Annotated in this window: 27 protein-coding genes; 13 read left to right on the top strand and 14 right to left on the bottom strand. The window is 72.1% G+C overall.

Annotated elements, in window-relative coordinates; translation table 11 throughout:
* Nucleotides 1-9 precede the first annotated feature (9 nt).
* The 6 genes from ABZ808_RS23715 to ABZ808_RS23690 all read left to right on the top strand — a co-directional run bounded on the left by ABZ808_RS23715 (nt 10) and on the right by ABZ808_RS23690 (nt 5,709).
* A complete protein-coding gene (locus ABZ808_RS23715) occupies nt 10-1,005 on the top strand; it encodes a sugar ABC transporter permease (RefSeq protein WP_357010352.1) in 996 nt (331 codons plus the stop codon).
* A complete protein-coding gene (locus ABZ808_RS23710; RefSeq protein WP_357010349.1) occupies nt 1,002-1,835 on the top strand; it encodes a carbohydrate ABC transporter permease in 834 nt (277 codons plus the stop codon). The genes ABZ808_RS23715 and ABZ808_RS23710 overlap by 4 nt, the downstream gene beginning before the upstream one ends.
* Nucleotides 1,832-3,211, top strand: coding sequence for a GH1 family beta-glucosidase (locus ABZ808_RS23705; protein WP_357010347.1), 1,380 nt, complete (start codon nt 1,832-1,834; stop codon nt 3,209-3,211). The genes ABZ808_RS23710 and ABZ808_RS23705 overlap by 4 nt, the downstream gene beginning before the upstream one ends.
* A 20-nt stretch (nt 3,212-3,231) precedes the next feature.
* The gene (locus ABZ808_RS23700) at nt 3,232-4,239 is read left to right on the top strand and encodes a LacI family DNA-binding transcriptional regulator (RefSeq protein WP_357010344.1); all 1,008 of its coding nucleotides are present in this window, start codon (nt 3,232-3,234) and stop codon (nt 4,237-4,239) included.
* Between the two features lie 407 nt (nt 4,240-4,646).
* On the top strand, nt 4,647-4,805 hold the full coding sequence (locus ABZ808_RS23695) for a hypothetical protein (RefSeq protein ID WP_357010341.1): 159 nt from the start codon (nt 4,647-4,649) through the stop codon (nt 4,803-4,805).
* A 1-nt stretch (nt 4,806) separates the two neighbouring features.
* Nucleotides 4,807-5,709, top strand: coding sequence for a GNAT family N-acetyltransferase (locus ABZ808_RS23690; RefSeq protein WP_357010338.1), 903 nt, complete (start codon nt 4,807-4,809; stop codon nt 5,707-5,709).
* On the opposite strand, the gene ABZ808_RS23685 is transcribed toward ABZ808_RS23690, so the two are convergent.
* From ABZ808_RS23685 to ABZ808_RS23670, 4 genes are all read right to left on the bottom strand, one after another.
* The gene (locus tag ABZ808_RS23685) at nt 5,706-6,290 is read right to left on the bottom strand and encodes a TetR/AcrR family transcriptional regulator (protein ID WP_357010336.1); all 585 of its coding nucleotides are present in this window, start codon (nt 6,288-6,290) and stop codon (nt 5,706-5,708) included. The two genes, ABZ808_RS23690 and ABZ808_RS23685, sit on opposite strands and share 4 nt — an antisense overlap.
* A 66-nt stretch (nt 6,291-6,356) precedes the next feature.
* On the bottom strand, nt 6,357-7,088 hold the full coding sequence (locus ABZ808_RS23680) for an ABC transporter ATP-binding protein (RefSeq protein ID WP_357010334.1): 732 nt from the start codon (nt 7,086-7,088) through the stop codon (nt 6,357-6,359).
* Nucleotides 7,085-8,215, bottom strand: coding sequence for an ABC transporter permease (locus ABZ808_RS23675; protein ID WP_357010332.1), 1,131 nt, complete (start codon nt 8,213-8,215; stop codon nt 7,085-7,087). Before ABZ808_RS23675 ends, ABZ808_RS23680 begins: the two co-directional genes overlap by 4 nt.
* 264 nt (nt 8,216-8,479) lie before the next feature.
* Entirely contained in the window at nt 8,480-9,310 is an 831-nt protein-coding gene (locus ABZ808_RS23670; RefSeq protein ID WP_357010329.1) for an EI24 domain-containing protein, read from the bottom strand.
* A gap of 199 nt (nt 9,311-9,509) precedes the next feature.
* On the opposite strand from ABZ808_RS23670, the gene ABZ808_RS23665 reads away from it, so the two are divergent.
* The 5 genes from ABZ808_RS23665 to ABZ808_RS23645 are packed head-to-tail and all read left to right on the top strand — an operon-like array spanning nt 9,510 to nt 14,075.
* The gene (locus ABZ808_RS23665) at nt 9,510-10,418 is read left to right on the top strand and encodes an ABC transporter ATP-binding protein (protein ID WP_357010327.1); all 909 of its coding nucleotides are present in this window, start codon (nt 9,510-9,512) and stop codon (nt 10,416-10,418) included.
* Between the two features lie 12 nt (nt 10,419-10,430).
* Nucleotides 10,431-11,165 carry an ABC transporter permease gene (locus tag ABZ808_RS23660; RefSeq protein ID WP_357010324.1) on the top strand — a complete coding sequence of 245 codons (735 nt, stop codon included), beginning with the start codon at nt 10,431-10,433 and terminating at the stop codon, nt 11,163-11,165.
* A gap of 11 nt (nt 11,166-11,176) precedes the next feature.
* Nucleotides 11,177-12,445 (top strand): sensor histidine kinase, encoded by a 1,269-nt coding sequence (locus tag ABZ808_RS23655; RefSeq protein WP_357010321.1) that lies wholly within the window; start codon nt 11,177-11,179, stop codon nt 12,443-12,445.
* A complete protein-coding gene (locus ABZ808_RS23650; RefSeq protein WP_357010318.1) occupies nt 12,442-13,083 on the top strand; it encodes a response regulator transcription factor in 642 nt (213 codons plus the stop codon). Before ABZ808_RS23655 ends, ABZ808_RS23650 begins: the two co-directional genes overlap by 4 nt.
* 23 nt (nt 13,084-13,106) lie before the next feature.
* Nucleotides 13,107-14,075: a YafY family protein gene (locus ABZ808_RS23645; RefSeq protein WP_357010316.1), complete on the top strand. Its 969-nt coding sequence runs from the start codon at nt 13,107-13,109 to the stop codon at nt 14,073-14,075.
* Here ABZ808_RS23645 and ABZ808_RS23640 read toward each other — a convergent pair.
* The 5 genes from ABZ808_RS23640 to ABZ808_RS23620 all read right to left on the bottom strand — a co-directional run bounded on the left by ABZ808_RS23640 (nt 14,066) and on the right by ABZ808_RS23620 (nt 17,657).
* Entirely contained in the window at nt 14,066-14,980 is a 915-nt protein-coding gene (locus ABZ808_RS23640) for an SDR family oxidoreductase (RefSeq protein WP_357010313.1), read from the bottom strand. The genes ABZ808_RS23645 and ABZ808_RS23640 overlap by 10 nt on opposite strands.
* 73 nt (nt 14,981-15,053) lie before the next feature.
* Nucleotides 15,054-15,941, bottom strand: a complete 888-nt coding sequence (locus tag ABZ808_RS23635) for an alpha/beta hydrolase (RefSeq protein WP_357010310.1) — start codon at nt 15,939-15,941, stop codon at nt 15,054-15,056.
* On the bottom strand, nt 15,938-16,252 hold the full coding sequence (locus ABZ808_RS23630) for a DUF2516 family protein (protein ID WP_357010307.1): 315 nt from the start codon (nt 16,250-16,252) through the stop codon (nt 15,938-15,940). The genes ABZ808_RS23635 and ABZ808_RS23630 overlap by 4 nt, the downstream gene beginning before the upstream one ends.
* A 71-nt stretch (nt 16,253-16,323) precedes the next feature.
* Complete coding sequence (locus ABZ808_RS23625; RefSeq protein WP_357010305.1) at nt 16,324-17,052, bottom strand: hypothetical protein; 729 nt, start codon at nt 17,050-17,052, stop codon at nt 16,324-16,326.
* Complete coding sequence (locus ABZ808_RS23620; RefSeq protein ID WP_357010302.1) at nt 17,049-17,657, bottom strand: helix-turn-helix transcriptional regulator; 609 nt, start codon at nt 17,655-17,657, stop codon at nt 17,049-17,051. Before ABZ808_RS23620 ends, ABZ808_RS23625 begins: the two co-directional genes overlap by 4 nt.
* A 113-nt stretch (nt 17,658-17,770) precedes the next feature.
* Here ABZ808_RS23620 and ABZ808_RS23615 point away from each other — a divergent pair, with 113 nt between their 5' ends.
* Complete coding sequence (locus ABZ808_RS23615; RefSeq protein ID WP_357010300.1) at nt 17,771-18,568, top strand: alpha/beta hydrolase; 798 nt, start codon at nt 17,771-17,773, stop codon at nt 18,566-18,568.
* A gap of 109 nt (nt 18,569-18,677) precedes the next feature.
* Here the strand turns inward: ABZ808_RS23615 and ABZ808_RS23610 are convergent, their stop codons facing one another.
* The 4 genes from ABZ808_RS23610 to ABZ808_RS23595 all read right to left on the bottom strand — a co-directional run bounded on the left by ABZ808_RS23610 (nt 18,678) and on the right by ABZ808_RS23595 (nt 22,145).
* Nucleotides 18,678-19,637, bottom strand: coding sequence for an asparaginase (locus tag ABZ808_RS23610; protein ID WP_357010297.1), 960 nt, complete (start codon nt 19,635-19,637; stop codon nt 18,678-18,680).
* Nucleotides 19,638-19,756: 119 nt separating this feature from the next.
* Nucleotides 19,757-20,584 carry a 3-keto-5-aminohexanoate cleavage protein gene (locus tag ABZ808_RS23605; protein WP_357010294.1) on the bottom strand — a complete coding sequence of 276 codons (828 nt, stop codon included), beginning with the start codon at nt 20,582-20,584 and terminating at the stop codon, nt 19,757-19,759.
* A 23-nt stretch (nt 20,585-20,607) separates the two neighbouring features.
* Nucleotides 20,608-21,720: a folate-binding protein gene (locus ABZ808_RS23600; protein WP_357010291.1), complete on the bottom strand. Its 1,113-nt coding sequence runs from the start codon at nt 21,718-21,720 to the stop codon at nt 20,608-20,610.
* Nucleotides 21,717-22,145: a Fur family transcriptional regulator gene (locus ABZ808_RS23595; RefSeq protein WP_357010288.1), complete on the bottom strand. Its 429-nt coding sequence runs from the start codon at nt 22,143-22,145 to the stop codon at nt 21,717-21,719. Before ABZ808_RS23595 ends, ABZ808_RS23600 begins: the two co-directional genes overlap by 4 nt.
* A gap of 69 nt (nt 22,146-22,214) precedes the next feature.
* Between ABZ808_RS23595 and ABZ808_RS23590 the strand changes: the two genes are divergently transcribed.
* Nucleotides 22,215-23,090: an aminotransferase class IV gene (locus tag ABZ808_RS23590; protein ID WP_357010285.1), complete on the top strand. Its 876-nt coding sequence runs from the start codon at nt 22,215-22,217 to the stop codon at nt 23,088-23,090.
* On the opposite strand, the gene ABZ808_RS23585 is transcribed toward ABZ808_RS23590, so the two are convergent.
* The gene (locus tag ABZ808_RS23585; protein WP_357010283.1) at nt 23,091-23,681 is read right to left on the bottom strand and encodes an FABP family protein; all 591 of its coding nucleotides are present in this window, start codon (nt 23,679-23,681) and stop codon (nt 23,091-23,093) included.
* Nucleotides 23,682-23,707 lie beyond the last annotated feature (26 nt).

Genomic DNA, 23,707 nt, shown 5'->3' with positions numbered 1-23,707 from the left:
TTCCCGGGCATGACCGTCCAGCTCGATCCCCGCCCGCCAGCCGTACCGGCAACCGGGCCCCACCGCCGATCGACGGGTCGGCTCAGCCGGCTCGACACCCGCTACTCGCCGTACCTCTACATCGCCCCGTTCTTCCTGCTCTTCGCGGTCTTCGGGGTCTACCCACTGGCGTACACCTTCTGGGTGTCGCTGCACGACTGGGACCTGCTCGGTTCCGACCACCCGTTCGTCGGCATGGAGAACTACACCCGACTGCTCGCCGACGTCGACTTCTGGCACGCGCTGGTCAACACGCTGGGCATCTTCGTGATCTCCACCGTCCCGCAGTTGCTCGCCGCGCTCTGGCTGGCCAACCTGCTGAACCGGGGACTGCGCGCCCGCACCGGCTGGCGGATGGCGGTGCTCGTCCCGAACGTCACCTCCACCGCCGCCGTGGCGATCGTCTTCGGGGTGCTCTTCGGCCGCGAGTTCGGCATGATCAACTGGATGCTCGACCTGGTCGGGATCGACGCGATCGAGTGGAAATCCAACCGGTTCGCCTCCTGGGTGGCCATCTCCGCCATGGTCGACTGGCGGTGGACCGGCTACAACGCGCTGATCCTGCTCGCCGCGATGCAGGCCATCCCCCGCGACCTGTACGAGGCGGCGGCGATCGACGGCGCCAGTCGGGCCCGACAGTTCTGGTCGGTCACCGTGCCGATGCTCAAACCGACGATCCTCTTCTGCACCATCATCGCCACCATCGGCGGGTTGCAGCTCTTCACGGAGCCCCGAATGTTCAACTCCGGCACCAACCCGATCCGCGGTGGGCCACTGCGGGAGTCGCAGACGCTGACCATGTACATGTTCGAGAACGCCTTCGCGCCGCACTACAACTTCGGCTACGGCTCGGCGGTCGCCTGGCTGCTCTTCGCGCTCATAGCGGTCGTCGCGGCGGTCAACGTGCTGGTGCTGCGCCGGCTGGGCGGTTCCCGGCCGGGAGCCCGGAAGGGAACCACCCGATGAGCCGACTCTGGCGGGCCAGCCCGCTCACCTACCTGGCCCTGGTGGTCGCCGCCGGCCTGTCGATCTTTCCGATCTGGTGGATGTTCGTCGTCGCCAGCCGCACCAACGACGCGATGGGCCAACTCCCACCCCCGATCACCCCCGGCGGCAACCTCGGCGCGAACATCTCCCGCCTCTTCGACAACACCGACGCGTACTTCCTTACCGGCCTGATCAACTCGACGGTCGTGGCCACCACCGTGACCGTATCCGTGGTGTTCTTCTCCAGCCTGGCCGGTTTCGCCTTCGCGAAGCTGCGGTTCCGGGGTCGCAACGCGCTGCTGCTGGTCATCATCGCGACGATGATGGTGCCGACCCAGCTCGGCGTGATTCCGCTCTACATGCTCATGAGCAAACTCCAGTGGAACGACCGGCTGCCCGCCGTGATCGTCCCGGTGCTGGTCACCGGGTTCGGCGTGTTCATGATGCGGCAGTACGCCGGCCAGGCGATCAGCGACGAACTGATCGAGGCCGCCCGAATGGACGGCTGCGGCACGGCCCGGGTCTGGTGGCACGTGGTGGTGCCCGCGCTGCGCCCGGCCGCCGCCGTGCTCGGTCTACTCACGTTCATGACCACCTGGAACGACTTCCTGTGGCCGTACGCTGTGCTGAACGACCCGGCGAACCCGACCGTGCAGCTCTCCCTGCGAGCGCTGTCGGACGGCTACTACCAGGACATGTCCCAGGTGTTCACCGGGACGGCCATCGCGACGCTACCCCTACTGCTGGTCTTCGTGCTGTTCGGCCGGCAGATCATCGGTGGGATCATGGAAGGTGCGGTCAAGGCGTGAACGAACTCCGGTTTCCCGAGCATTTCCTCTGGGGAGCGGCCACCGCCGCCTACCAGATCGAGGGCGCGGCCCGCGACGACGGACGCGGCCCGTCCATCTGGGACACCTTCAGCCGCACACCCGGCAAGGTCTACCAGGGTCACACCGGCGACGTCGCCTGCGACCACTACCACCGGTACGTCGACGACGTGGCGATCATGGCCGAGCTGGGGCTGCGGGCGTACCGGTTCTCGGTCGCCTGGCCCCGGATCCAGCCCGACGGCAGCGGCCCGGTCAACCCGCGCGGGCTGGACTTCTACGACCGGCTCACCGACACCCTCCTCGCCCGGGGGATCGACCCGATCGTCACCCTCTACCACTGGGACCTGCCGCAGGCCCTCGGCGACCGCGGTGGCTGGACCAACCGGGAGACCGCCGAGCACTTCGCCACGTACGCCACCGCCGTGTACGCCCGCCTCGGCGACCGGGTGGACGTGTGGACCACGCTCAACGAGCCGTGGTGCTCGGCGTACCTCGGCTACGGCAACGGGGTGCACGCCCCGGGCGAGCAGAACCCGGCGGCGGCGTTCACCGCCGTACACCATCTGCTGCTCGGGCACGGCCTGGCGGCGCGGGCGCTGCGGTCGGCCGGCGCACGCAGTGTGGGCATCACCCTCAACCCGGCCGACGTACGGCCGGCGGACCCGCAGAGCGCGGCCGACGCCGCCGCCGTCCGCCTCGTCGACGGCCTGCACAACCGGATCTTCCTGGACCCGCTGCTGGCCGGCGGCTACCCGGACGACGTACGGGAGCACGTGGCCCGCATCGTCGAGCCGACGTTCATCCGGGACGGCGACGAGAAGCTGATCGCCGCCCCGATCGACCTGCTCGGGATCAACTACTACGCACCCACCTACGTCGCCGGTCGACCCGACGGCGAGGGCAACGGCGCGTACCCGGGCACCGAGGGCGCGGTGCACTTCCTGCCGCCGGCCGGGCCGCTCACCGACATGGGTTGGATGATCGAGCCCGCCGGGCTGACCCGGCTCCTCGAACGGATCGCCACCGACTACCCCGGGGTGCCGCTCCTGATCACCGAGAACGGCGCCGCATTCCCCGACAAGCCGGGCGCCGACCAGGCCGACGGGCCGGGACAGGTGATCGACACCGACCGGATCGCCTACCTCGACGGGCACCTGCGGGCTGCGCACGAAGCGATCTCCCGGGGCGTGGACCTGCGCGGCTATCTCGTATGGTCGTTCCTGGACAACTTCGAGTGGGCGGAGGGTTACCGCAAGCGGTTCGGGATCGTGCACGTCGACTACCTGACCCAGCGGCGCACACCGAAGGCCAGCGCCCGGTGGTACCAGGAGGTGATCTCCCGGAACGGGCTGTGACGAGCGGGGGTGGGGTCGCGATGACGACGGCGCAACGGCCGACGCTCGAGGCGGTGGCGGCACGGGCCGGGGTGTCCCGGGCCACCGTCTCCCGGGTGGTCAACGGCTCCACCACCGTCGCCCAACCCATCCGGGAGGCCGTCAACCGGGCCGTCGCCGAGCTGGGGTACGTGCCCAACCTGGCCGCCCGCAGCCTGGTCACCCAGCGCACCGACTCCATCGCCCTGGTCATGCCGGAGGCGGCCACCCGGGTCTTCTCCGACGACCAGGTGTTCCCCGGCATCATCCGCGGCGTCAGCCAGGAGTTGGAGGCCGCCGACAAGCAGCTCGTGCTGATGCTGGCCGGCTCCCCCGCCGGGCACCACCGGGTCGAGCGGTTCACCACCGGCCGGCACGTCGACGGGGTGCTCTTCGCCTCGCTGCACGGCGCCGACCCGCTGCCCGGGACGCTGGCCCGGCTCGGCATTCCGGTGGTGTGCAGCGGCCGACCGCTCGGCGACGTGCCCGTGCCGTACGTGGACGTCGACCACGTCGGCGGTGTCACCGCCGCCGTACGCCACATGATCGACAACGGTCGCCGGCGGATCGCCACCATCGCCGGTCCACAGGACATGGTCGCCGGCATCGAACGGCTGAGCGGCTACCGGGAGGCGGTCACCGCCGCCGGGCTGCCCGAGCTGGTCGCCGTCGGCGACTTCACCCGGGAATCCGGTGCGGCAGCCATGCGCCGACTGCTCAGCGAGCACCCCGACGTGGACGGTGTGTTCGCCGCCTCCGACCTGATGGCGCACGCGGCCATGCGCGCACTGCGCGAGGCCGGCCGGCGGGTGCCCGAGGACGTGGCGGTGGTGGGCTTCGACGACATCGAAACCGCCGCGTACACCGAGCCGCCCCTGACCACCGTCCGGCAGCCGATCGTGGAGCTCGGCCGACGGATGACCCGGCAGCTGCTTCGGCTGGCCGCCGGCGAGACCATCGAGCAGGCGATCATGCTCCCCACCGAGCTGATCCTGCGCGACTCCGCCTGACCGCTTCGGCGCGCACGGCCATCGCACCGCCAACCCACACCGCCCACCCACATCCCCCGACGCGCGCAGGCCAACTGTGCGTGACGCTCGTCCACCGCCCGGCCACCCCCTTCCCCGCCTTTGCTCTGCTTCAACGGACGCAACAGAGACGGATCGTCACCGCCGCTGTCGCTGCGGCGACCTCCTCCACCAGAAAACCCGCTGCTCAGCACGCTGTTGCGTGGGTTGAAGCAGAGCAAAGGCTGCGAGGGACGGCCGAGGACGGCTGACGGTCGTTACACCGAGTGACGTCGGGCGGCTTGGACCCGTACGTGACGGACAGTGCCGCCGCGCGAGCCCTCGTGCCGCACGCCCGCGCGACGGTTAATCCATGGCGTCGCTCGCCGGTCGTCGTTAGCCTCGCCGACATGCCGGATGCTGTCGCGTTGCTGCACGTCCCCGCCCTCTCCAACGTCGCCGAGTACGCCTACGCGGCCACCGTCGCGCCACCCGCCCGCCTGGCCTTCACCGCCGGTGACAAACTTGTCGAGGTCGAAGCCGTAGCCGCCGTACGGACGGGGGTCTGACATGCGGATCCGCGTGGCACGGCCCGACGACGCGCCGGCCGTGGTGGCGCTACGGGCGACGGTCTACCCGTACCTGGTGCGCGGGGTCGAGTCCACCCGCAAGATGATCGCCGACCCGCCTCCCACCCCGGGCTGGACGGCGTTGGTGGCCGAGGTCGACGACCGGGTGGTCGGTTGGGTGTCCGCCGAACCCAACGGCCGAACCTCGACGGCGAACTTCGGTGACATCAACCTGCTGCACGTGCATCCGGAGCACCGGCGACGCGGTATCGGCAACGCGCTGCTGGCGGCAGCGACCGACCACCTTCGCCCGCTGGGAGTCCGCCGGGTGCGCGCCATGGCACAGCCGGACGCGCTGCCGTTCGCCCGCCAGCACGGCTTCGAGCCCAGCCGCGGGATGCGCTACTCCGCGCTCGACCTGGACCCGGTGCCCTCGTTTCCCGACCCACCCCCGGGCGTACGCCTGCGGCCGGTCGCCGAACTGGACCCACACGTGCTCTACGCGGCCGACGTGGTCTCGGCCCTTGACGAGCCGGGCGACGTGCCTGTCGACGCGATCAGCTACCAGATCTGGCAGAACGACGTCTGGGACAACCTCGGGCTGGACCGGACGGCCAGCACCGCCGCCGAGGTCGACGGCGAGGTGGCCGCCTTCAGCCTGGTCAAGCGGGACGGTGACCGGATGTGGTCGGACTACACCGGCAGCGTCCCGGCGTACCGGGGTCGCGGTCTGGCCCGGCTGGCCAAGACGGCGGCGCTGCACCGGGCCGCCGCCGCGGGTGTCCGCGTCGCGTACACCTCGAACGACGAGGCGAACGCGCCGATGCTGGCGATCAACGCCCTCCTGGGCTACCGGCCGGTCGCGGCCGAGTGGTCCTGCCTGGCCGACCTGACCGGGCCTTAGTCGCTGTCGCGATCGAGGTACGGGGTGAGGAACTCGCGGGCGAGGCTGGTCGCCGCGCGCAGGGGAAGCCCACCCTCGATCATCCGGCTCAGGGCGTAGACGATCGACTGGACCAGTTCGGCCATGCAGACCGGGTCCGACGAGCCGTGGTCGGTGAGTGCGGCGCGCAGCGGGGCTTCCAGGCGGTCGTGCATGAGTTGGCTGGAGCTGGCGAGGATCTCGCTGCTGCCAGCCGACGCCAGCGCGCGAGCCAGCGCGTGATCGCCTCGGGCAACCAGTTGCAAGTTGGAATCCACGTACGCCTGGATCTTCTGCCCGGGCGTGGTGGCGGCGTCCATGCGCTTCTCGACGTACGCCGACCAGCGGGGAAACGTGTCGGTGACCAGGGCGTCGAACATGTCGGCGCGGGACTTGAAGTACGAGTAGACGCTGGATCGGGCGAGACCGGCGTGCTGGGCGACCTCGGCCAGGCCAGGGATCCGCTCGGGGTGTTGCGACAGCAGGGTGCGGGCGGCGTCGAGCAGCGCGGCGCGTTGGGACGCCCGGTGCTCGGCGACGGTCGAGGCCTGGATCTTCGGCACGCCGCCCCCCCTTGTTCCGGACGGACGTGACCTGCCTGGTCCTGCGCCCGCACCCTGCCGTCGTGGTCAGTCGCTGGCCGCGAGCTTGCCGTCGACCATCTCGTAAACGGTGTCACAGTACTGCAGCACATCGTGGTCGTGAGTGACCATGACCACCGCGACCGACCGCTGCCGGGCCTCGCGGGCCAGCAACTGCACGATCTCGTGGCTGCGTGCCCGGTCCAGCGCCGCCGTCGGTTCGTCGACCAACAGCACGCTGGGCTCGGTGACCAGTGCCCGGGCGATCCCGACACGTTGGCGTTCGCCGCCCGACATCTGGTGCGGACGCCGGTCGGCCTTGTCGGCCATGCCGACGTCCGCGAGCAGCTCCAGCGGGTCACGGCCGGACCGCTCCGACCGCGGCCCCAGCCGCAGGGGCAGCCGCAACTGGTCGGCGGCGGTCAGCGCGGGCAGCAGGTTGCCCGACTGGAACACGAACCCCACATGCTGGCGGCGCAGCTCCGTCCGCGTGCGACGACTCGACACGGTCATGTCCTGACCGGCCACGGTGACGGTCCCCTGGTCGGGCCGGGCCAGGCCGCCGGCGACGGCGAGCAGACTGGACTTGCCCGCACCGGACGGACCGACGACCGCGGCGAGCTCACCGGGTCGCACCGTCAGGTTGACGTCGTCGAGCGCCTGCACGGTCTCGGCGGCGTTGCCGTGCCGCAGGAACACCGCGCGCATCACCAATCCGAGCCGCTCGGGCGCGTCGTCGGCGGGTGTGGTCGAAGCGGTCGGAGCGGGACGGCTGCTCATCGGTTTCCTCCCAGAGCGGTGGCCGGGTCGACAGAGGTGATGCGGATGACCGCCGCGCCGGCTCCGACCAGGCCGAGAACGACGAGGCCGACCCCGGCGGCGGAGATGCTCGGCATGCTCAACGCGAACGGGATACCGCTGCCGGTGATGAGGGCACCGAGCGCGAGCCCGACCCCCACACCGACGGCGACGGCGGCGGCCAACAGCACGAACGCCTGCGTCAGCGCGTCCCGCAGCACCCAGCCGGTCGAGGCGCCCAGCGCCCGCAGGACGGCCACCTCGGGCTTGCGCTGGATCGCCCACACCGCGAAGAACGCTCCGGCCACCAGCGCCGAGATCGCGTACAGGAATCCCTGAATCAGCTGCAGGGTCGTCGTCTCGGCGGTGTATCCCGGCGAGGCGCCGTAGGACTCCTTCAGGGTCAGGCTCTCGGTGCCTGCCGCGGTGTCGCCCGCGGCCAGGTCGACGGACTTCCCGTCATCCGCGCGGACCGCCACCGCCGTGATCTCCGTCGCGGCACGCTGCGGCAGCTCCGTGCCGGGGGCCGTGCCGGACTTGATGGCCTGCCACGCCGCCAGCGGCACGTACGCCACGTCCACGTGCCCGAAGGTGTCCTGCTGCTCGGTGACGCCGACGACCCGCAACCGCGAGCCGAGCCGATCGATGGTGACGACGTCGCCCATCTGCAGCCCCGCGTCCAGCGCGGTGGGGCTCACCACGATGCCGTCCGCCGTGCCCAACCGCTCACCCTGACTGACCGAGGGCGACAGGAACGAGTCGGGCTGGACGCCGAACAGTGCCAGGTCGGCCTCCGTTCCCCGATCGGTACGCGTGTTCACCAGCGTGTTGCCGAAGGGGGTCGCGTCCGCGACGCCCGGCTGGGCAGCCCACTCGTCCACCGCCGACAGGTCCACGACGCTGCGGGAGAACGCGGAGTCGCGCTGGACGTCCTGCTGGAAGGCGAATGACGTGACCGGCAGGTTCTGCAGCCCGGACACGCCATCGCGGACCAGCCCGACCGACAGCCCCGACAGCATCACCATCAACACGGCTATCAGCGCGATCACGGCGCCCATCAGAGCGAACCGCATCCGGGCAAAGTTCAGCTCACGAATCGCGAGGAACATCAGCGCCCGCCCTCGTGGATTGTCGACATCATGTCGGCATGTTATCAACACGCTGTCGGCAAAGACGACGCCCCCGCTGTCACCCCCACCACACCAGAGCCTGCGGAAACAGCCGGCCGCCGACGCCCGACAGGCCGGTAGTGACCAGGCGGCACCACCGCCCGACGCAGTGATCAGGCGGCGTCGAGGACGTGGCGGACCACGGCGTGGATGTCCGTTCCGAACAGCACCAGGCGGGCCCCCTCGACCAGGATGATCTCCACGTCAGCCCTCCTCGACGGGCCGGCCGGTGGGCGGCGCGGACAGCGGGCCGTCGATCGGCTGGCCGAGCGAACGGCGGGTCAGCAGGGCGGCGCCGGCCACCGCCGCCGGCATGACCAGCACGGCACCCAACGGGATCAGGAAGCAGAGGAAGACCGCCACCCCGAAGCCCAGCGCGGTGGGGCGGTCGGCCTTGAGGATCGCCCGGCGCTGCGGCAGCCGCATGCCCCGTCGGTAGAACGGCGCGCCGACCAGCTCGACGGCGAGGAACCAGCCGCCCACCGCCGCCCCGATCACCGGCACCACGGTCTGCCCCACCACCGGGATGAAACCAGCCAGGAAGAGCGGGATGCCGATCAGCGCGGCGAGCGCGACCAGGCGTACCGAGTCGGCGAGGCTGCGGCGCAGCGACGGCCAGAACGGCACCTCCACCTCGTTGGGCGTGCCGCCGTACCGCTGCTCCACCCGCTCGGAGATCTTCTCGTAGAACGGGTCGCCGATGACCAGGGTGACCGCCGTGAAGGTGAGCACCCCGACCAGCCCACCGAGGCCGAGGATGGCCAGCCCGGCGACCACCCGTGCCAGGCCGCGTGCGGTGCCCGACCAGTCGTCGGCGAACGGGGTGACCAGCGCGGCGAGGTTGTCCACGAAGTACACCAGGGTGGCGAACGCGCCGAGGAACAGCACGCCGGAGATCAGCGCCGGCACGACACCGAGCAGCATGAGACCGGGGCTGCGGACGTAGAGACCCAGCCCTCGCAGGAGCAGCCCCGCCCCGCCGAGGAAGCGTCCGACGACCCCGGTCACCGGGCTGGCGATTCTGCTGACGTCCACGATCGAGCAGCCTAACGAGCGGTCATCGAATCCGCCGGGCGGAGCGCTAGCAGCGACACCCGCCGTGCACATCAACCGGTTGACGGACGGACGCGATCAACCGGGGACGCCGGCGATCATCGCCGACCGGTCGATTCGCCGCCGGGTCACCCCGACAACCCTTGAGGGGGTACGAAGCCAGCGGCGGAAGGGCGGCGCGATGCCGGTCATCGAGGTGACCAGACTGCACAAGCGGTACGGCGATCTGGTGGCGGTGGACGACGTGTCGTTCACCGTGGAGGCCGGCGAGATCTTCGGCGTCCTCGGCCCGAACGGTGCCGGCAAGACCACCACCGTGGAGTGTGTCGCCGGGCTGCGCGTCCCCGACGGGGGCGGGGTGTCGGTCCTCGGACTCGACCCCCGCCGGGACGCGGCCCAGCTTCGGCAGCGGGTCGGGGTGCAGCTTCAGGAGAGCCAACTGCCGGACCGACTCCGGGTGGCTGAGGCCCTGGAGCTGTACGCCTCGTTCTACCGCGACCCGGCCGATCCGGCCGCGTTGATCGAGAAGCTGGGCCTCGGCGACAAGCGGAACACCGCGTACAAGAAACTCTCCGGCGGTCAGAAGCAGCGACTGTCCATCGCGCTGGCGCTGGTCGGCAACCCGGAGATCGCCATCCTCGACGAGCTGACCACGGGGCTGGACCCGCAGGCCCGACGGGACACCTGGGGCCTCATCGAGCAGGTCCGCGACAGTGGGGTGACGATCGTGCTGGTCACCCACTTCATGGAGGAGGCCGAGCGGCTCTGCGACCGGGTCGCGGTGATCGACAGGGGACGGGTCGCGGCCCTGGACAGCCCCGCGGGCCTGGTGTCGAGTGTCGCTCCGGAGCAGCACGTCCGGTTCCGGCCGTCCGCCCCGATCGACGACCGGCTCCTCACCGACCTGCCAGAGGTTTCCGAGGTGCGGCGCACCGGCAGCCAGGTGGTGGTGACCGGCACCGGTGAGCTGCTGCACGCGGTCACCTCGGTGCTCGCCCGCAACCAGATCGTCGCCGCCGACCTGCGGCTGGAGCAGTCCACCCTCGACGACGCCTTCGTCGAGCTGACCGGGCACCGGCCCGCAGACTGAGAGGGAACCAGGATGCACGCCTTCCGCCAGATCCTGAGGATCGAGGCGCGGCTCTACCTGCGGGACCTGCCGACGCTGCTCACCACCGTCGGGCTGCCCACCCTGATCCTGGTGGTGATCGGCCTGATCCCCTCGCTCCGTGAGCCGGATCCGAACTTCGACGGGCAGACCTTCGTCGGCTACTTCGCTCCGTCGCTGCTGGTGGTCACGCTCGCCATGGTCGGGGTGAACGTCCTGCCCTCCGTCCTGGCCACCTACCGGGAACGCGGCGTGCTGCGCCGGCTGGCGACCACCCCGGCGAACCCGGCAGCCCTGCTCGCCGCTCAACTGGCGCTGGCCCTGACCGGCATCCTAGCCAGCGCGGTGCTGCTCATGCTGGTCGCCCGGCTGGCGTTCGGGGTGCCGCTCCCCCGGCACCCGCTCGGCTTCACCGTGGCCTTCGTGCTCGGCACGGCGGCGCTGCTGGCACTCGGTCTTCTGGTCGCCGCCGTGGCCCGGACGACGAGAGCGGCACAGGCCCTGGCCGTGCCACTGTTCCTGATCACCATGTTCTTCGGCGGGGTCTACCTTCCCCGGTTCCTGCTCCCGGACTTCGTGGCGCGGATCGGCGACTACACGCCACCGGGTGTGCAGGCGCTACTCGACGCCTGGACGGGCACTCCACCGCAGCCGTTGCACCTGGGGATAATGGCGGTGATCGCGGTGGCCGCCGGCACCGGCGCGGCGAAACTGTTCCGCTGGGAGTGAGCGGGGATTCGATGACCAGCAGCGGTGGGCACGACCGCCTGACCCACTGGCGAAAGCACGAGGCGAGCCTCTATCGGGTGTTTCCCTACGGTGGGCTGGCTCTGGGCACCCTGCTGGCCCTCGTCGCACCGGCACCCCGCAGTCTCGGGGTGATGCCCACCCTCGCCGTCACCGTGGCGGCCGGATGCTGGGTCGCCTGGTTCATCACCCTGCACCCCGGCTGGCAGAGCCGACTCAGGCCGATGGCGGTCTACTACGTCGGGCTGCTCACCTTCGCCGCCGCACTGGTGGCCGTCAGCCCGTGGTACGGCTTCTTCGCCTGGATCGGTTACATCCACGCCTTTCCGGTGCTGCCCAGGCGTTGGCGGATCGCCGGGGTGGTCGCCACGGCCGCCCTCATCGCCACTTCCCACGCCGGCGGTCTGACAGTGGCGATGTCGCACTGGCTGCTCTGGCTGCTGCTGGTGCTCTTCAACCTGGTGGTGGCCGGCTCGGTGAGCTGGTTCGCGATGGTCGCCGAACAGGAGGACGCCAAACGCCAGCGGTTGGTGGCCGAACTCGGCGAGGCCAACAGCCAACTCACCGAGACGGCCAGGGAGAACGCTGGACTGCACGCCCAACTGCTCACCCAGGCACGGGAGGCAGGTGTGCTGGACGAACGCCAACGGATGGCGCGGGAGATCCACGACACCCTGGCCCAGGGGTTGGCCGGCATCATCACTCAACTGGAGGCGGCCGAGCAGACCCGCGACAGATCCGGCGACTGGCATCGGCACGTCGACAACGCGCTCGCGCTGGCCCGGGAGAGCCTCACCGAGGCCCGCCGCTCGGTACGGGCGGTCCGCCCCGAGTCGCTGGAGACGGCCCGGCTGCCGGACGTGCTGGCCGAGTTGGGCGGGCGCTGGTCGGCCCTGCACGGGGTACGCGCCGAGGTCGCCACCACCGGTACGCCCCGTCCGCTGCACCCGGAGATCGAGGTGACCCTGCTCCGGGCCGCCCAGGAGGCGCTGGCCAACGTGGCCCGGCACGCCTCCGCCTCACGGGTCGGGCTGACCCTGTCGTACATGGCGGACGTGGTGACCCTGGACGTGCGCGACGACGGGACCGGCTTCGAGGTCACCGACCAGCCGGCGCCCCGGATGCCGACTGGCGGCTACGGGCTGGCCGCCATGCGGCAGCGGGTGACCCGGGTCGGTGGCGAGTTGGCCGTCGAGTCGGAGCCGGGCGGCGGCACCGCCATCTCGGCGTCCATCCCCGCGCTACCCGGAGGTGCCGGGTGACCACCTCGATACGACTGCTGATCGTCGACGACCATCCGGTGGTGCGGGACGGGCTGCGCGGCATGTTCACCGGCGACCCGGGGTTCGACGTGGTGGGCGAGGCCACCGACGGGGCCGAGGCGTTGGCCCTGGTCGCGACGCTGCGGCCCGACGTGGTGCTGATGGACCTGCGGATGCCCGGGATGGACGGGGTGACCGCCATCGGCCGGTTGGCCCGCTCCGGCAGCGCCGCCCGGGTGCTGGTGCTCACCACCTACGACACGGACGCGGACGTGCTGCCGGCGATCGAGGCCGGTGCCACCGGCTACCTGCTCAAGGACACGCCCCGTGAGGACCTGGTCCGCGCCGTCCGGTCCGCCGCGCGGGGCGAGTCGGTGCTCGCGCCGAGCGTCGCCGGCCGGCTGATGGGCCGGCTGCGCGCACCGGTCGAAGAGCCGCTCAGCCAGCGTGAGCTGGAGGTGCTCACCCTGGTGGCCCGCGGCGCCTCCAACCGGGAGGCGGCGGCTCGACTGTTCATCAGCGAGGCCACCGTCAAGACGCACCTGCTGCACCTGTACGCCAAGCTCGGCGTCAACGACCGCGCCGCCGCGGTGGCCGCCGCCTACGACAGGGGGTTGCTGACCCCCGGCGGACGCTGAGCGGGGCCGGGCAGGATGGGCGGGTGCGCGCGTCCCGACTGATCTCGCTGTTGTTGCTGCTACAGGCGCGTGGGTCGATGACCGCGGGCGAGCTGGCGCGGGAGCTGGAGGTCTCCGAGCGGACCGTCTACCGGGACGTGTTGGCCCTCTCCGCCGCTGGCGTGCCGGTCTACGCCGATCGGGGTCGGGCCGGTGGCTACCGCCTGCTCGGCGGCTACCGGACCCGGCTGACCGGGCTGAACCGGGACGAGGCGGAGGCACTCTTCCTCGCCGGCCTGCCCGGACCGGCCGGCGACATGGGGCTCGCCGACGCGGTGGCCGCCGCCGAACTGAAGGTGCTCGCCGCGCTGCCGCCGGCCCTGCGGGACGCCCCGGCCCGGGCCGGGCAGCGGTTCCACCTGGACGTGCCGGGCTGGTTCCGGGAGACCGGCCCGCCGCCGTGGTTGGCCGAGCTGGCCCGGGCGGTCTGGGCAGACCGTGTGGTGGAGGTGCGCTACCGACGCGGCGACCGGGAGGTGACCCGCCGGGTCCAGCCATACGGGCTGATCCTCAAGAGTGGCGTCTGGTATCTGGTCGGCCGGGTCGGCGACGACACGCGCACCTACCGGGTGGACCGGGTCACCGGGGTCGAGGTGGGCGAGGAGCAGTTCGAGCGCGACGAGGGCTTCGACCTGGCCGGGCACTGGCGCGAGCAGGCCGGATCGTTCCTGCGGACCATGCTGCGGGCCGAGGTCACCGTCCGGCTCAGCCCCGCCGGCCTGCGCCAGCTCCGGCACCTGGTCGATGCCCCCTTCGTGTACGACGAGGTGGTGGCCGCCGCCGGCGCACCCGACGGGCAGGGCTGGGTGGTGGCCCGGTTGCCCGTCGAGTCCGTCGGGGTGGCGTACCACCAACTGTTGGGGCTCGGCCCCGAGGTGGAGGTCCTCGACCCACCCGAGCTGCGGGAGCTGTTCGCCGGGGCGGCCGAGCGGCTCCGTGCGCTCTACCGGTAACCGGTGACGTCCGCCGGCTTGCCCGCGTCGACCACCTCGACGATGTACCGGATCGCCTCTGGCTGGCTGCCGTCGACGTCGGTGAACCCGTACACCTTGGACAGCGTGCCGGCGTCGACGGACCTGCCGTTCCAGCGGGCCTTCTCCTCGTCGGCGGCGAGCGCGGCCACCGCGCGGCCGACGAAGGCCGGGGTCTCCGAGATGAGGAAGTTCGGGTCGGTGGCCGCCCCGTCGCGCCAGGTCTCCTCGGTCACGCCGAAGTGCTCCAGCATCGCCTCGGAGCGGATCCAGCCGGGGGTGAGCGCGACCGCTGTGCAGCCGTGCGGCTTCAGCTCGTGCGCCTGGCTGAAGGCGAGCCGGTTGACCGAGACCTTTGCCAGGTCGTAGAAGACCGAGAGTCGGTAGTTGTCGTCGTTGTACGCCTTGGTGCCATCACCCATCTCCACCACCAGCCCGCCGGGCTTGCGGATCAGCAGCGGCAGGGCGAAGTGGCTGGTGATGATGTGCGTGTCGATGGCCAGCCGCAGGGTACGGAAGCCGGCGTCCAGCGGCTGCTCCCAGACCGGCTTCTCCCAGGTGACCAGCGGGTCGCCGCCCCAGATGTCGTTGACCAGCACGTCGAGTTGGCCCTGCTCGGCGTCGATCCGGGCGACCAGGTCGCGGACCTGCTCGGGGACCAGGTGGTCGACCTGCACGGCGATGCCCGTGCCGCCGGCAGCGGTGACCAGCTCGGCGGTCTCCTCGATGGTCTCCGGCCGGTCCATCTCCGAGCGGCCGGCCCGGGTGCTGCGGCCGGTGGCGTACACGGTGGCTCCGGCCGCGCCGAGTTGGACGGCGATCTGCCGCCCGGCACCCCGGGTGGCACCGGCGACGAGCGCGATCTTTCCGATTAGCGGTTGTGTCATGCCAGCGACGTTGTCAGCAATACCTGACAACCGCCGTCCGAATTGCCGCGCCTGATGACATGACCGGGCGGCGTTACTCGTTCAGGAAGCCGGACACGCGCTCCCGCAGGTCGGCGCGGTCCGACCAGAGCACGCCCGGCCGGTCGTACACGTGCAGGGTGGCCTGGGGCAGCGCGGCGGCGAGCTGCTCGGCGACCTCGACCGGGTGCAGGTCGTCGCCCGCGCAGCCGATCACCAGCGCCGGCGCGGTGACGGCTGCCAGAGCGGCGGCGTCGCGCAGCGGCGCCTGCTCGGGCAGCGTGGCCAGGCCGTCGGACAGACCGTCGCGGAGCAGTTGGTCGAGTCGCTGCCGCAGGTACGCCCAGCCGGCCGGGGTGTTGCGGACCGCTGGGGGCAGCTCCAGCGAGACGACGTCGGCGACCGCCGACGCGTCCCCGCTCTCCACGGCGTCCAGCAGGGCGGTGAGGCGTTCGGAGGCGACCGGGCCGCGCGGCTGGTCGAGCACCGCGGGCAGGAAGAAGACCAGCTTCTCGAAGCGCTCCGGGCTCTCGGCCAGCAGCCGGCAGAGCGCACCGGCGCCGAGGCTCGCCCCGAACGCCCGGCTGGCGCTGCCCAGATCCGCGATGGCGCGCAGGTCCCGGGCGAGGTCGAGGTAGTTCCACGGGCCGGCTGGCGCTTCGGAGCGGCCGTGCCCACGGAACTGGAAGAACACCTTGCGGCCGGTCACCCCGCTGCCGAACGGTCGGGTGGTGGCGATGCCGTTGCCCAGCCCGTGCGCGAACACGGTGACCGGATCACCGGTGCCGGTGACCAGCCGTTCCAGCCGGACGCCGTGCGGGGTGGCGACCAGTTCGGTCTCCGGCTCCGGCAACGCCGGTCGGCCGGTACGCGGCCCGCCCGGGCCGGGCCCCCAGGTGCGGGGACCACCGTCGGGCGGTGGCGGCCAGCGGAAACCTCTCACCAGAACCCTTTGCCGTCACTGAGGTCGCGCAGACCGACCCGGACGTCGAGCAGGTAGATGAGCGCGGCGGCGATGCCGATCAGTCCGAAGAGGCTGATCGGGCCGAAGCCGAGCAGCGTCAACACGAGGCAGACCGCCAGGATGGCGATCCAGCCACCCTTGGGCAGCGTCCCGATGGCGGAGAAGCCGTCGGAGCGCTGCGTGACGGCGTGCACCAGCGCGACACCCTGGATGATCAGCGCGAAGACGAGCAGGATCAGCTCGATCACGTAACGGACTTCGAACGCGAAGAGCGGCGCGGCGTTTGCCATGCCGGCAAGCTTATGTCGAGGACCCCGGCTACGTCCGACAAGGACGCCGCCGGGGTCGTCGACACCACGAACTACTCGGCGGCCGGGCGGGTCCGCTTGGTGGCCCGGGGAAGCTTCGCCGACGGGGTCTCGGCCGGCTTGACGGCCTTCGCCCGAGTGGTCTTCTTGGCCACGGTCGGCTTGGCCACGGTCTTCTTGGCGACGGCCGGCTTGGCGTTGGCGATCTCGGCCACCTCGGCCGGGGTCGGCACCTCGGCCGGGGCCTTCACCTCGGCCAGGGTGGCGACAGCAGCCGGGGTGGTGGCCGCGGGCACGCCCTCGGTGGCCTCGATGTCGGCGTTGACCGTCTCGGCGGCCTCCAGCACGCCTGCGCCGACGACCCGCTCACCCCGGGCGACGAGCGCGCCGTACGCGGCGAACGCCCGCTCCTGTGCGGCCTGGGCGCTGGCGACGACCACGGCGGCGTTGCGGGTCGCGGCGGCACGCAACTTGTCGAGGTCGGCGACCTCGCGCAGCTTGACCAGGTCGGCGGACTCGCGGAGCTTGGCCAGGTCCAGCTCGGCCTGCGCGCGACCCCGCAGGGTCTCCGCGGTCTCGTTGGCGGTACGCAGCGTCTCGGTGGCCCTCTGGCGCAGCTCGAAGCCGGTCAGCACGGCCCGGCCGCCCAGGTCGGCGACGACCCGGGTGCCGAGGACACCGACCACGGCCGGCAGCTTGCGCAGGTGCTCCAGGGCCAGCTCACCGGCGCCTGCGGCGGCGTAGATCGGGGCGGGGATGCGGTTGGTCTTCGGCTCGGTCATGACGTCTCCTCCTCGGCCGTCTCGGCGGCCTTCTTCTCGGGGGTGTTGGTGCGGGTCGGGGCGGGGGCGGTGCCCGCCTCGGTGACGGCGACCGATTCGAGCACGGCCTCGGTCGGGGTGCCGCCTGCGGTGGTGGGGCCGGTGGCGGCCAGGTTGGCCACGTCGGCCGGCTGGTCGGCGACGTCGGTCGGGGTGGTCGCCCGGGCCGCGTCGGCGGTGGCCTCCGCGCGGGCGCCCTCGGCGGCGGCCTGGGCCTCGGCCAGCCGGGCGTTCTCCCGGCGGAAGGTCTCGTAGATCTGGCTGAGTGACTGCTTCTGGGCCATCGTCAGGTCGGGGTCCACCGCGATGGAGGCGAGCACCCCGTGGCCCTCCTTGTCGTCGAGCAGCCCGGCCCGCAGGTACATGGCCGGGGTGGAGACCCGCAGCGCGTTGGCCAGTTGCTGGAGCACCTCGGCGCTGGGCTTGCGGAGGCCGCGCTCGATCTGACTGAGGTACGGGTTGCTGACCCCCGCCTGCTCGGCGAGCTGCCGTAGCGAAATCTTGGCGTTGCGCCGCAGATCGCGAATGAACCCGCCGACGTCGGGGAGGTCCTTTGGTGTGGCCATGACCCTGACGCTAATCCGCCCTGCTAGCTCCTGCAAGCAAAATGCTAACCAGAGTTAGCAACGTCTCAACATCCCGTTTGCGTGCCACTCGCACGTTCCGTACGGTCCGTCCCGTGGACAAGATCACAATCAACGGAGCAGCCATCGCCTACGACGAGGCCGGCACCGGCTCCCCCGTCGTACTCCTGCACGCCGGTATCGCCGACCGCCGGATGTGGCGGGGCGTGCTGCCCGCGCTCGCCGCCCACCACCGGGTGATCGTCCCCGACCTGCGCGGGTACGGAGACTCGGAGCTGCCGACGACGCCGTTCGCGCACCACGACGACGTGGCCGGTCTGCTCGACGCGCTCGACCTGCCCCGGGCCGCCCTGGTCGGCTGCTCCTTCGGCGGGTCGGTCGCCATCGACACCGCGCTGGCGTACCCGGACCGGGTGAGCGCGCTCGCGCTCTTCGGCACGGCGGTGTCCGGCAACGAGTGGTCCGAGGAGGCCAACGACCTCTGGGACGACCTCGTCGGCGAGGTCGACCCCGACGACTTCGCCGCCGGAGCGGCCGGCGAGGTGCGGTTCTGGGTGGTCGGCCCGACCCGCCAGCCGACCGACGTCGACCCCGACCTGATCACGTTCGCGCAGGAGATGGATCAGCGCGCGCTCGCCGCCGAGTTGGCGCTCGGCGCGGTGGAGGTGGGCGAGCTGGCGCCACCCGCGATCGGCCGCCTCGGCGAACTGCGGGTGCCCGTCCTGGTCACCGCAGGAGCGGCCGACGTGCCGGACATCCGCCGGCTCGCCGACCGGATCGCCGCCGAGGCGCCCGACGCGGTACGGCTGCCCGACGTGCCGGACGCCGCGCACCTGCTGCCCCTGGAGCGCCCCGAGCCGGTCAGCGCCGCCCTGCTCGACTTCCTGAGCTGACCGGCCCGGCCGACCAGGAGCGGCTCGACCTGCTGACCGGCCCGAATCCGAGCCCACGGGGCGGGTGCTCATCCGCGAGCCACCGTCCCCGACAGCCCGGACCCGCCGCTCACCAGAGCGGACGGATCGCGCCGACCGGGACGCCGCCGCCGAAGAGCGGCACCTCGGCGTACTCGGCCAGCACGGGGGCGTCCACGCCGAGCCGGCGCAGCGCGGAGACCAGCACCGGCATCCGGGCCCGGTCGGCTCCGTCGTCGATCTTCAGGGCCACCGCGCCGACGCCCGGCACCCCCACCGCGATCACGCCCTCGGCGCCGACCTTGGCGAGCAGACCGGGGACGCCACGCATCAACCGGGTGTCGTCGGCCTGGGTGCCGCCGACGATCTCCGGATGGGCACGCATCGCCTCGGCGACCGCACGCGGCACCGAGCCGGGCTCGGCGTCGACCAGCCGGAGGTACGCGCCGGCCAGGCCGGTCAGCGACACCGCGAGCACCGGGGCGCCGCAGCCGTCCACCCCCACCGCCGCCGCCGGCTCGTCGGTGAACTCCTCGATGGCAGCCCGCAGGCTCTGCTGCAACGGGTGCTCCGGCCGCCAGTAGCCGTCCAGCGGCCACCCGGCGGCCTGGCAGGTCAGCATCATCCCGCTGTGCTTGCCCGAGCAGTTCATCTGCACCCGGGTCGGGCCGCCCCCGGCGCGCAGGACCGCCTCCCGGGCCGCGGCGCCGACCGGCAGATCGGGCGGGCAGTGCAGGGCCGAGGAGTCCAGCCCGGCCCGGTCCAGCAGGGCGTCGACCCGGGCCAGGTGGAAGGCCTCACCCGCGTGACTGGCCGAGACCAACGCCAGGTCGGCCGGGTCGGTCAGCGACAGGCCGGCACGGACCATCCCGATCGCCTGCATCGGCTTGCTGGCCGAACGGGGAAAGATCGGTGCGGTCACATCTCCGGCGGCGGCCACCGGCACCCCGGCGGCGTTCAGCACCACCACCGAGCCGCGGTGTGCGCCCTCCACGAACCCGGACCGGACCACCTCGGCGAGCGGCACGCCGCCCTCGTACGTCTTCGTCACGGCTGGACGGTACCGACGGTCCGGGGTCGCCCGGCGGCGGGGTGACCAGGAGGTCCTCCGCCCGGGTGACAGGGGCCCAGGGCGGAGCCGTCCTTACACCAGCCGGGGCGTGGCGGGCCCTACAACCCGAGCAGCGCGCGGGCCTCGACGGTGGTCAGCGGCGGACGCTGGGCGAGCTGGGCGAAGGCGACCGCGCGGGCCACCAGTTGCATGTTGGACTCCACCGGGCGGCCCTTGGCGTACGTCACCGTGTCCTCCATGCCGACCCGAAGGTGCCCACCGGCCGACAGCGAGGCCAGCAGCACCGGGATCGTGCTGCGGCCGATGCCGGTGGCCGCGAACGTGGTGCCCTCGGGCAGGTCCCGCAGCATCCGGTGCGCCGCGACAAGCGTCTCGGTGGTGCCCGGCATGCCGCCCGGCACGCCCATCACGAAGTCGACGTGCACGTGCCCACCGGCCGGCAGCCCGTACTTGCCGAGAAGCCGCTGCAACGCGGCCAGGTGGCCGAGGTCGAAGATCTCGTACTCCGGCACGATCCCGCGTTCCTGCATGCGGGTGTGCAGGTCGACGATGAACTCCCAGCGGTTGAGGAAGACGTCGTCGCCGAAGTTGACCGTGCCCATGGTGCAGGAGGCCATGTCCGGACGGGCGTCGAGCACGGCGAGCCGCGAGGCCTCCGGGTCGGTCACCGCGCCACCGGACGAGAGCTGCACGATCAGGTCGGTGCTCTCCCGCAGCGCCGCCACCGTGTCGGCCAGGCGCACCGGGTCGAGGGTCGGCCGCGCCGCGTCGTCGCGGATGTGGACGTGGATCACGGCAGCGCCGAGCGCCTCGCACTCCTTGGCGGTGAGCAGCAGCTCGTCCAGCGTCACCGGCAGCGCCGGCACCTCCGCCTTGGCCGACTCCGCGCCGGTCGGAGCCACCGTGATCAACGTCCCTGTCGTCATGCCGGCGATCCTAGACGGCCCGCTCAGGACGGGTCGATCGCCGCAGCGGTCTCGTTGATCAGCAAGGCGGCGTCGTCCGGGACGTTGCGCTTCAGCACGGCGAGCGCGACCTGACCCAACTCGTGGTGCAACACGGCGGAGCCCACGAAACCCACCGCCCGGCCGTCGAGGGTCACCGGCGTACCGGCGGCCGGCGGCTGGTCGGTGGTCACCCCGTCCAGGTGCAGCAGCACCAGGCGGCGCGGTGGCCGGCCCATGTTGTGCACGCGGGCCACCGTCTCCTGGCCGCGATAGCAGCCCTTGTCCAGGTGCACCGCCGGGCCGATGAGGTCCACCTCGGCCGGGATGGTCCGGTGGTCGGTGTCCACCCCGACCCGAGGCTGCCGGGCGGCAACCCGGATCGCCTCGTACGCCCAGAGGCCGGCGACCGGCACGCCCGCGCCGCGCAGCTCCGCCACCACCTGCTCCATCGCCGACCGGGGCACCAGCAGGTCCACCCCGAGCGGACCGCGCCGGGCCCAGCCGCCCGTCGGCAACGGTCGGACGTCGTACCGCACGCCAGCCCGGGGCGGCACGGCGCCGGCGGCGAACTTCGGGCCGGGAACGGGAATCAAATCCGGGGCGGCCAGCCCGGTCACCCCGAGCGTGGCCAGGGCCTCCGGCGCCGCCGGCCCGACCAGCGACAGCAACGCCCGTTCGGCGGTGGCGTCCCGGGGCTCGACCTTGCTGAAGAACCGCATCTTCTCCAGATAGGTGAGCAGGCCCTCGGTCGCCCCTGGTTCGGTGTCCAGCCAGGTGGTCTCGCCGTCCTCGGCGACCAGCGCGTGCTGCTCGATGTGACCGTGCGGGGAGAGCACCAGCAACTCGGTGCCCTCTCCGGCGGCCAGCGTCGCCAGGTGCTGCGAGGTGATCGTGTGCAGCCAACCGGCCCGTTCCTCGCCGGGCACCGCGATGATCCCCCGGTGCGACCGGTCGACCAGGCCGACCTCGGTGTCGAGGACACGCTGCTCACGAAGCGGGTCGCCGTAGTGCGCGGCCACCCCCCGCACCCCGGCCGCCGCGTGCGCCGGCTCCGGCTGGTCGCGGCTGGCCTCGTCGATGCTTTCGACGGCCACCGCGCCCGCGATGTCGATCATGTCTGGTCCCCGTTCTCGCAGCGACCGCAGACGCCGAAGAGTGACACGTGCCCGATGTCCACCCGGAAACCCCGCTGCGCGGCCAACTGGTCGGCCAGCGGGCGGAGCAGCTCAGGTTCGATCTCGTCGATCGCGCCGCACTCACGGCAGACCAGGTGGACGTGTTGGTGCTCACCCGCGGCGTGATAGGTCGGCGAACCGTGCGAGAGGTGGGTGTGTGTCACCAGGCCGAGCCGTTCCAGCAGCTCCAGCGTGCGATAGATGGTGGTGATGTTGACGCCGGCGGCGACCTCCCGGACCGCGGTGTGCACCTGCTCCGGCGTGGCATGGCCCAGATCGAGCACCGCCTGGAGGACAAGCTGCCGCTGGGCCGTCAGCCGCAGCCCACGGGCCCGGAGCATTTCCGCGAGGGAAGATTCGGACACCGTCCGATCATAGTTCGGTTGTCACGGCTGTCTCCGCCGCGCGGCGGACCACCGCTACGCTCCACGGTCATGGCGATGTCGTCCGACGGGGAGATCGTGGCCGATCCGGCCGCCCGGATCGCCGTGCTCGGGCGCGGCCTGGTCCCGGCCACCGAGCCCGTCCTGCGCGGCGACGACCTCGGCGTCCTGCGCGGCGACGGGCTCTTCGAGACCATGCACCTGCGTCAGGGCCGGCCGTGGCTGCGCGACGAGCACCTGGCCCGGCTGGCCGCCTCGGCCGCCACCATCGAGCTGACCCTGCCCCCCACCGCCGAGCTGGTCGACCTGCTCGACGAGGTACGCGCGGGCTGGCCAACGCAGGTGGAGGGGGCACTTCGGCTGGTCTGCACCCGAGGCCCGGCCGGCGGCCCGCCGACGATCTACGCCACGCTCGACGAGGTGCCGACGTCGTCCCGGACGGCCCGACGGGAGGGGATCAGTGTCGCCACCCTGCCACTCGGGATGCCCGCCGACGCCCGCAACGGGCTGAGCTGGCTGCCGGCCGGGATCAAATCCACGTCGTACGCGGCCAACAGCGCCGCCCGCCGCTGGGCCGTCCGTGCCGGCGTGGACGACGTGCTCTGGATCTCCTCCGACGGCTACGCGCTGGAGGGCCCGACCGCCAACGTCGTGTGGCTCGCCGGCGACACGCTCTGCACGGTGCCGGCCGCCACCACCGGCATCCTGCCCGGCACGACCATGGCCTGGCTGCTCGCCCACGCCGCCGACCTGGGCCTGAGCGCCGCCGAGCGGAGGGTCACCACGGCCGAGCTGCACGCGGCGGACGGCGTCTGGCTCACCTCGTCGGTACGCGGGGCCGCCGAGGTCCACACGCTGGACGGGGTGCGTCGGGCTCCCTGCCCACGCACCCCCGCCCTACACGCCCTGCTGGGTTTCCCCGTCTAGTCAGCCGCCGACCCGGATGAGCCGGGCGGAGAGGTGCGGGCTGAGCGGCTGCCCCACCGCGGCCAACTCCTGGGCGTAGAGCAGCGCGCCCTCGACGATGCCGAAGAGGCGGTGCCCCCCGGTGACCTCCTTGGCGGTCGGCGACCGGACGACCGCGTCGGTGGCGAACTCGACCTGGGTGCCGGTGCGCTTGCCCAGGTGCAGCTCCATCACGCCGGTGGGGGTCGTGATCAGGGCCTCCAGCTCGTCGGTGGCTCGGCCGTCCACCATCACCGGCCGCCACCAGCCGACCTCACGCCCGGCCGGGCGGACCGGCCTGCTCTGCTCGTCGAGGATCCAGGCGCGGGACTCGTAGTGCAGGAACGGCCGGCCGTCGTGGCTGATCCGGATTTCCTGGGCGTAGTCGAAGTCCTCGATGGTGGGGTAGCCGCCCTTGCCCCGGCCACGCCAGAGGCCGATGTAGGGCAGCAGTCCGTCCAGCGCGGGGTGCAGCTTCGGCCCGACCCGTAGGTCGTGGCTCTCCTCGTACGGGTATTCCTCGACCGGCGGCGCGTTCAGCCACGGTGGCTGCAGCGGGTTCTCGTCGCTCACACTGCCACCTTCGCTCGCGACTGCGG

Origin of the sequence: Micromonospora sp. NPDC047527, from assembly GCF_040643015.1 — a bacterium.
GTDB lineage: Bacteria > Actinomycetota > Actinomycetes > Mycobacteriales > Micromonosporaceae > Micromonospora.
This window is presented reverse-complemented; position numbering and strand designations above follow the sequence as displayed.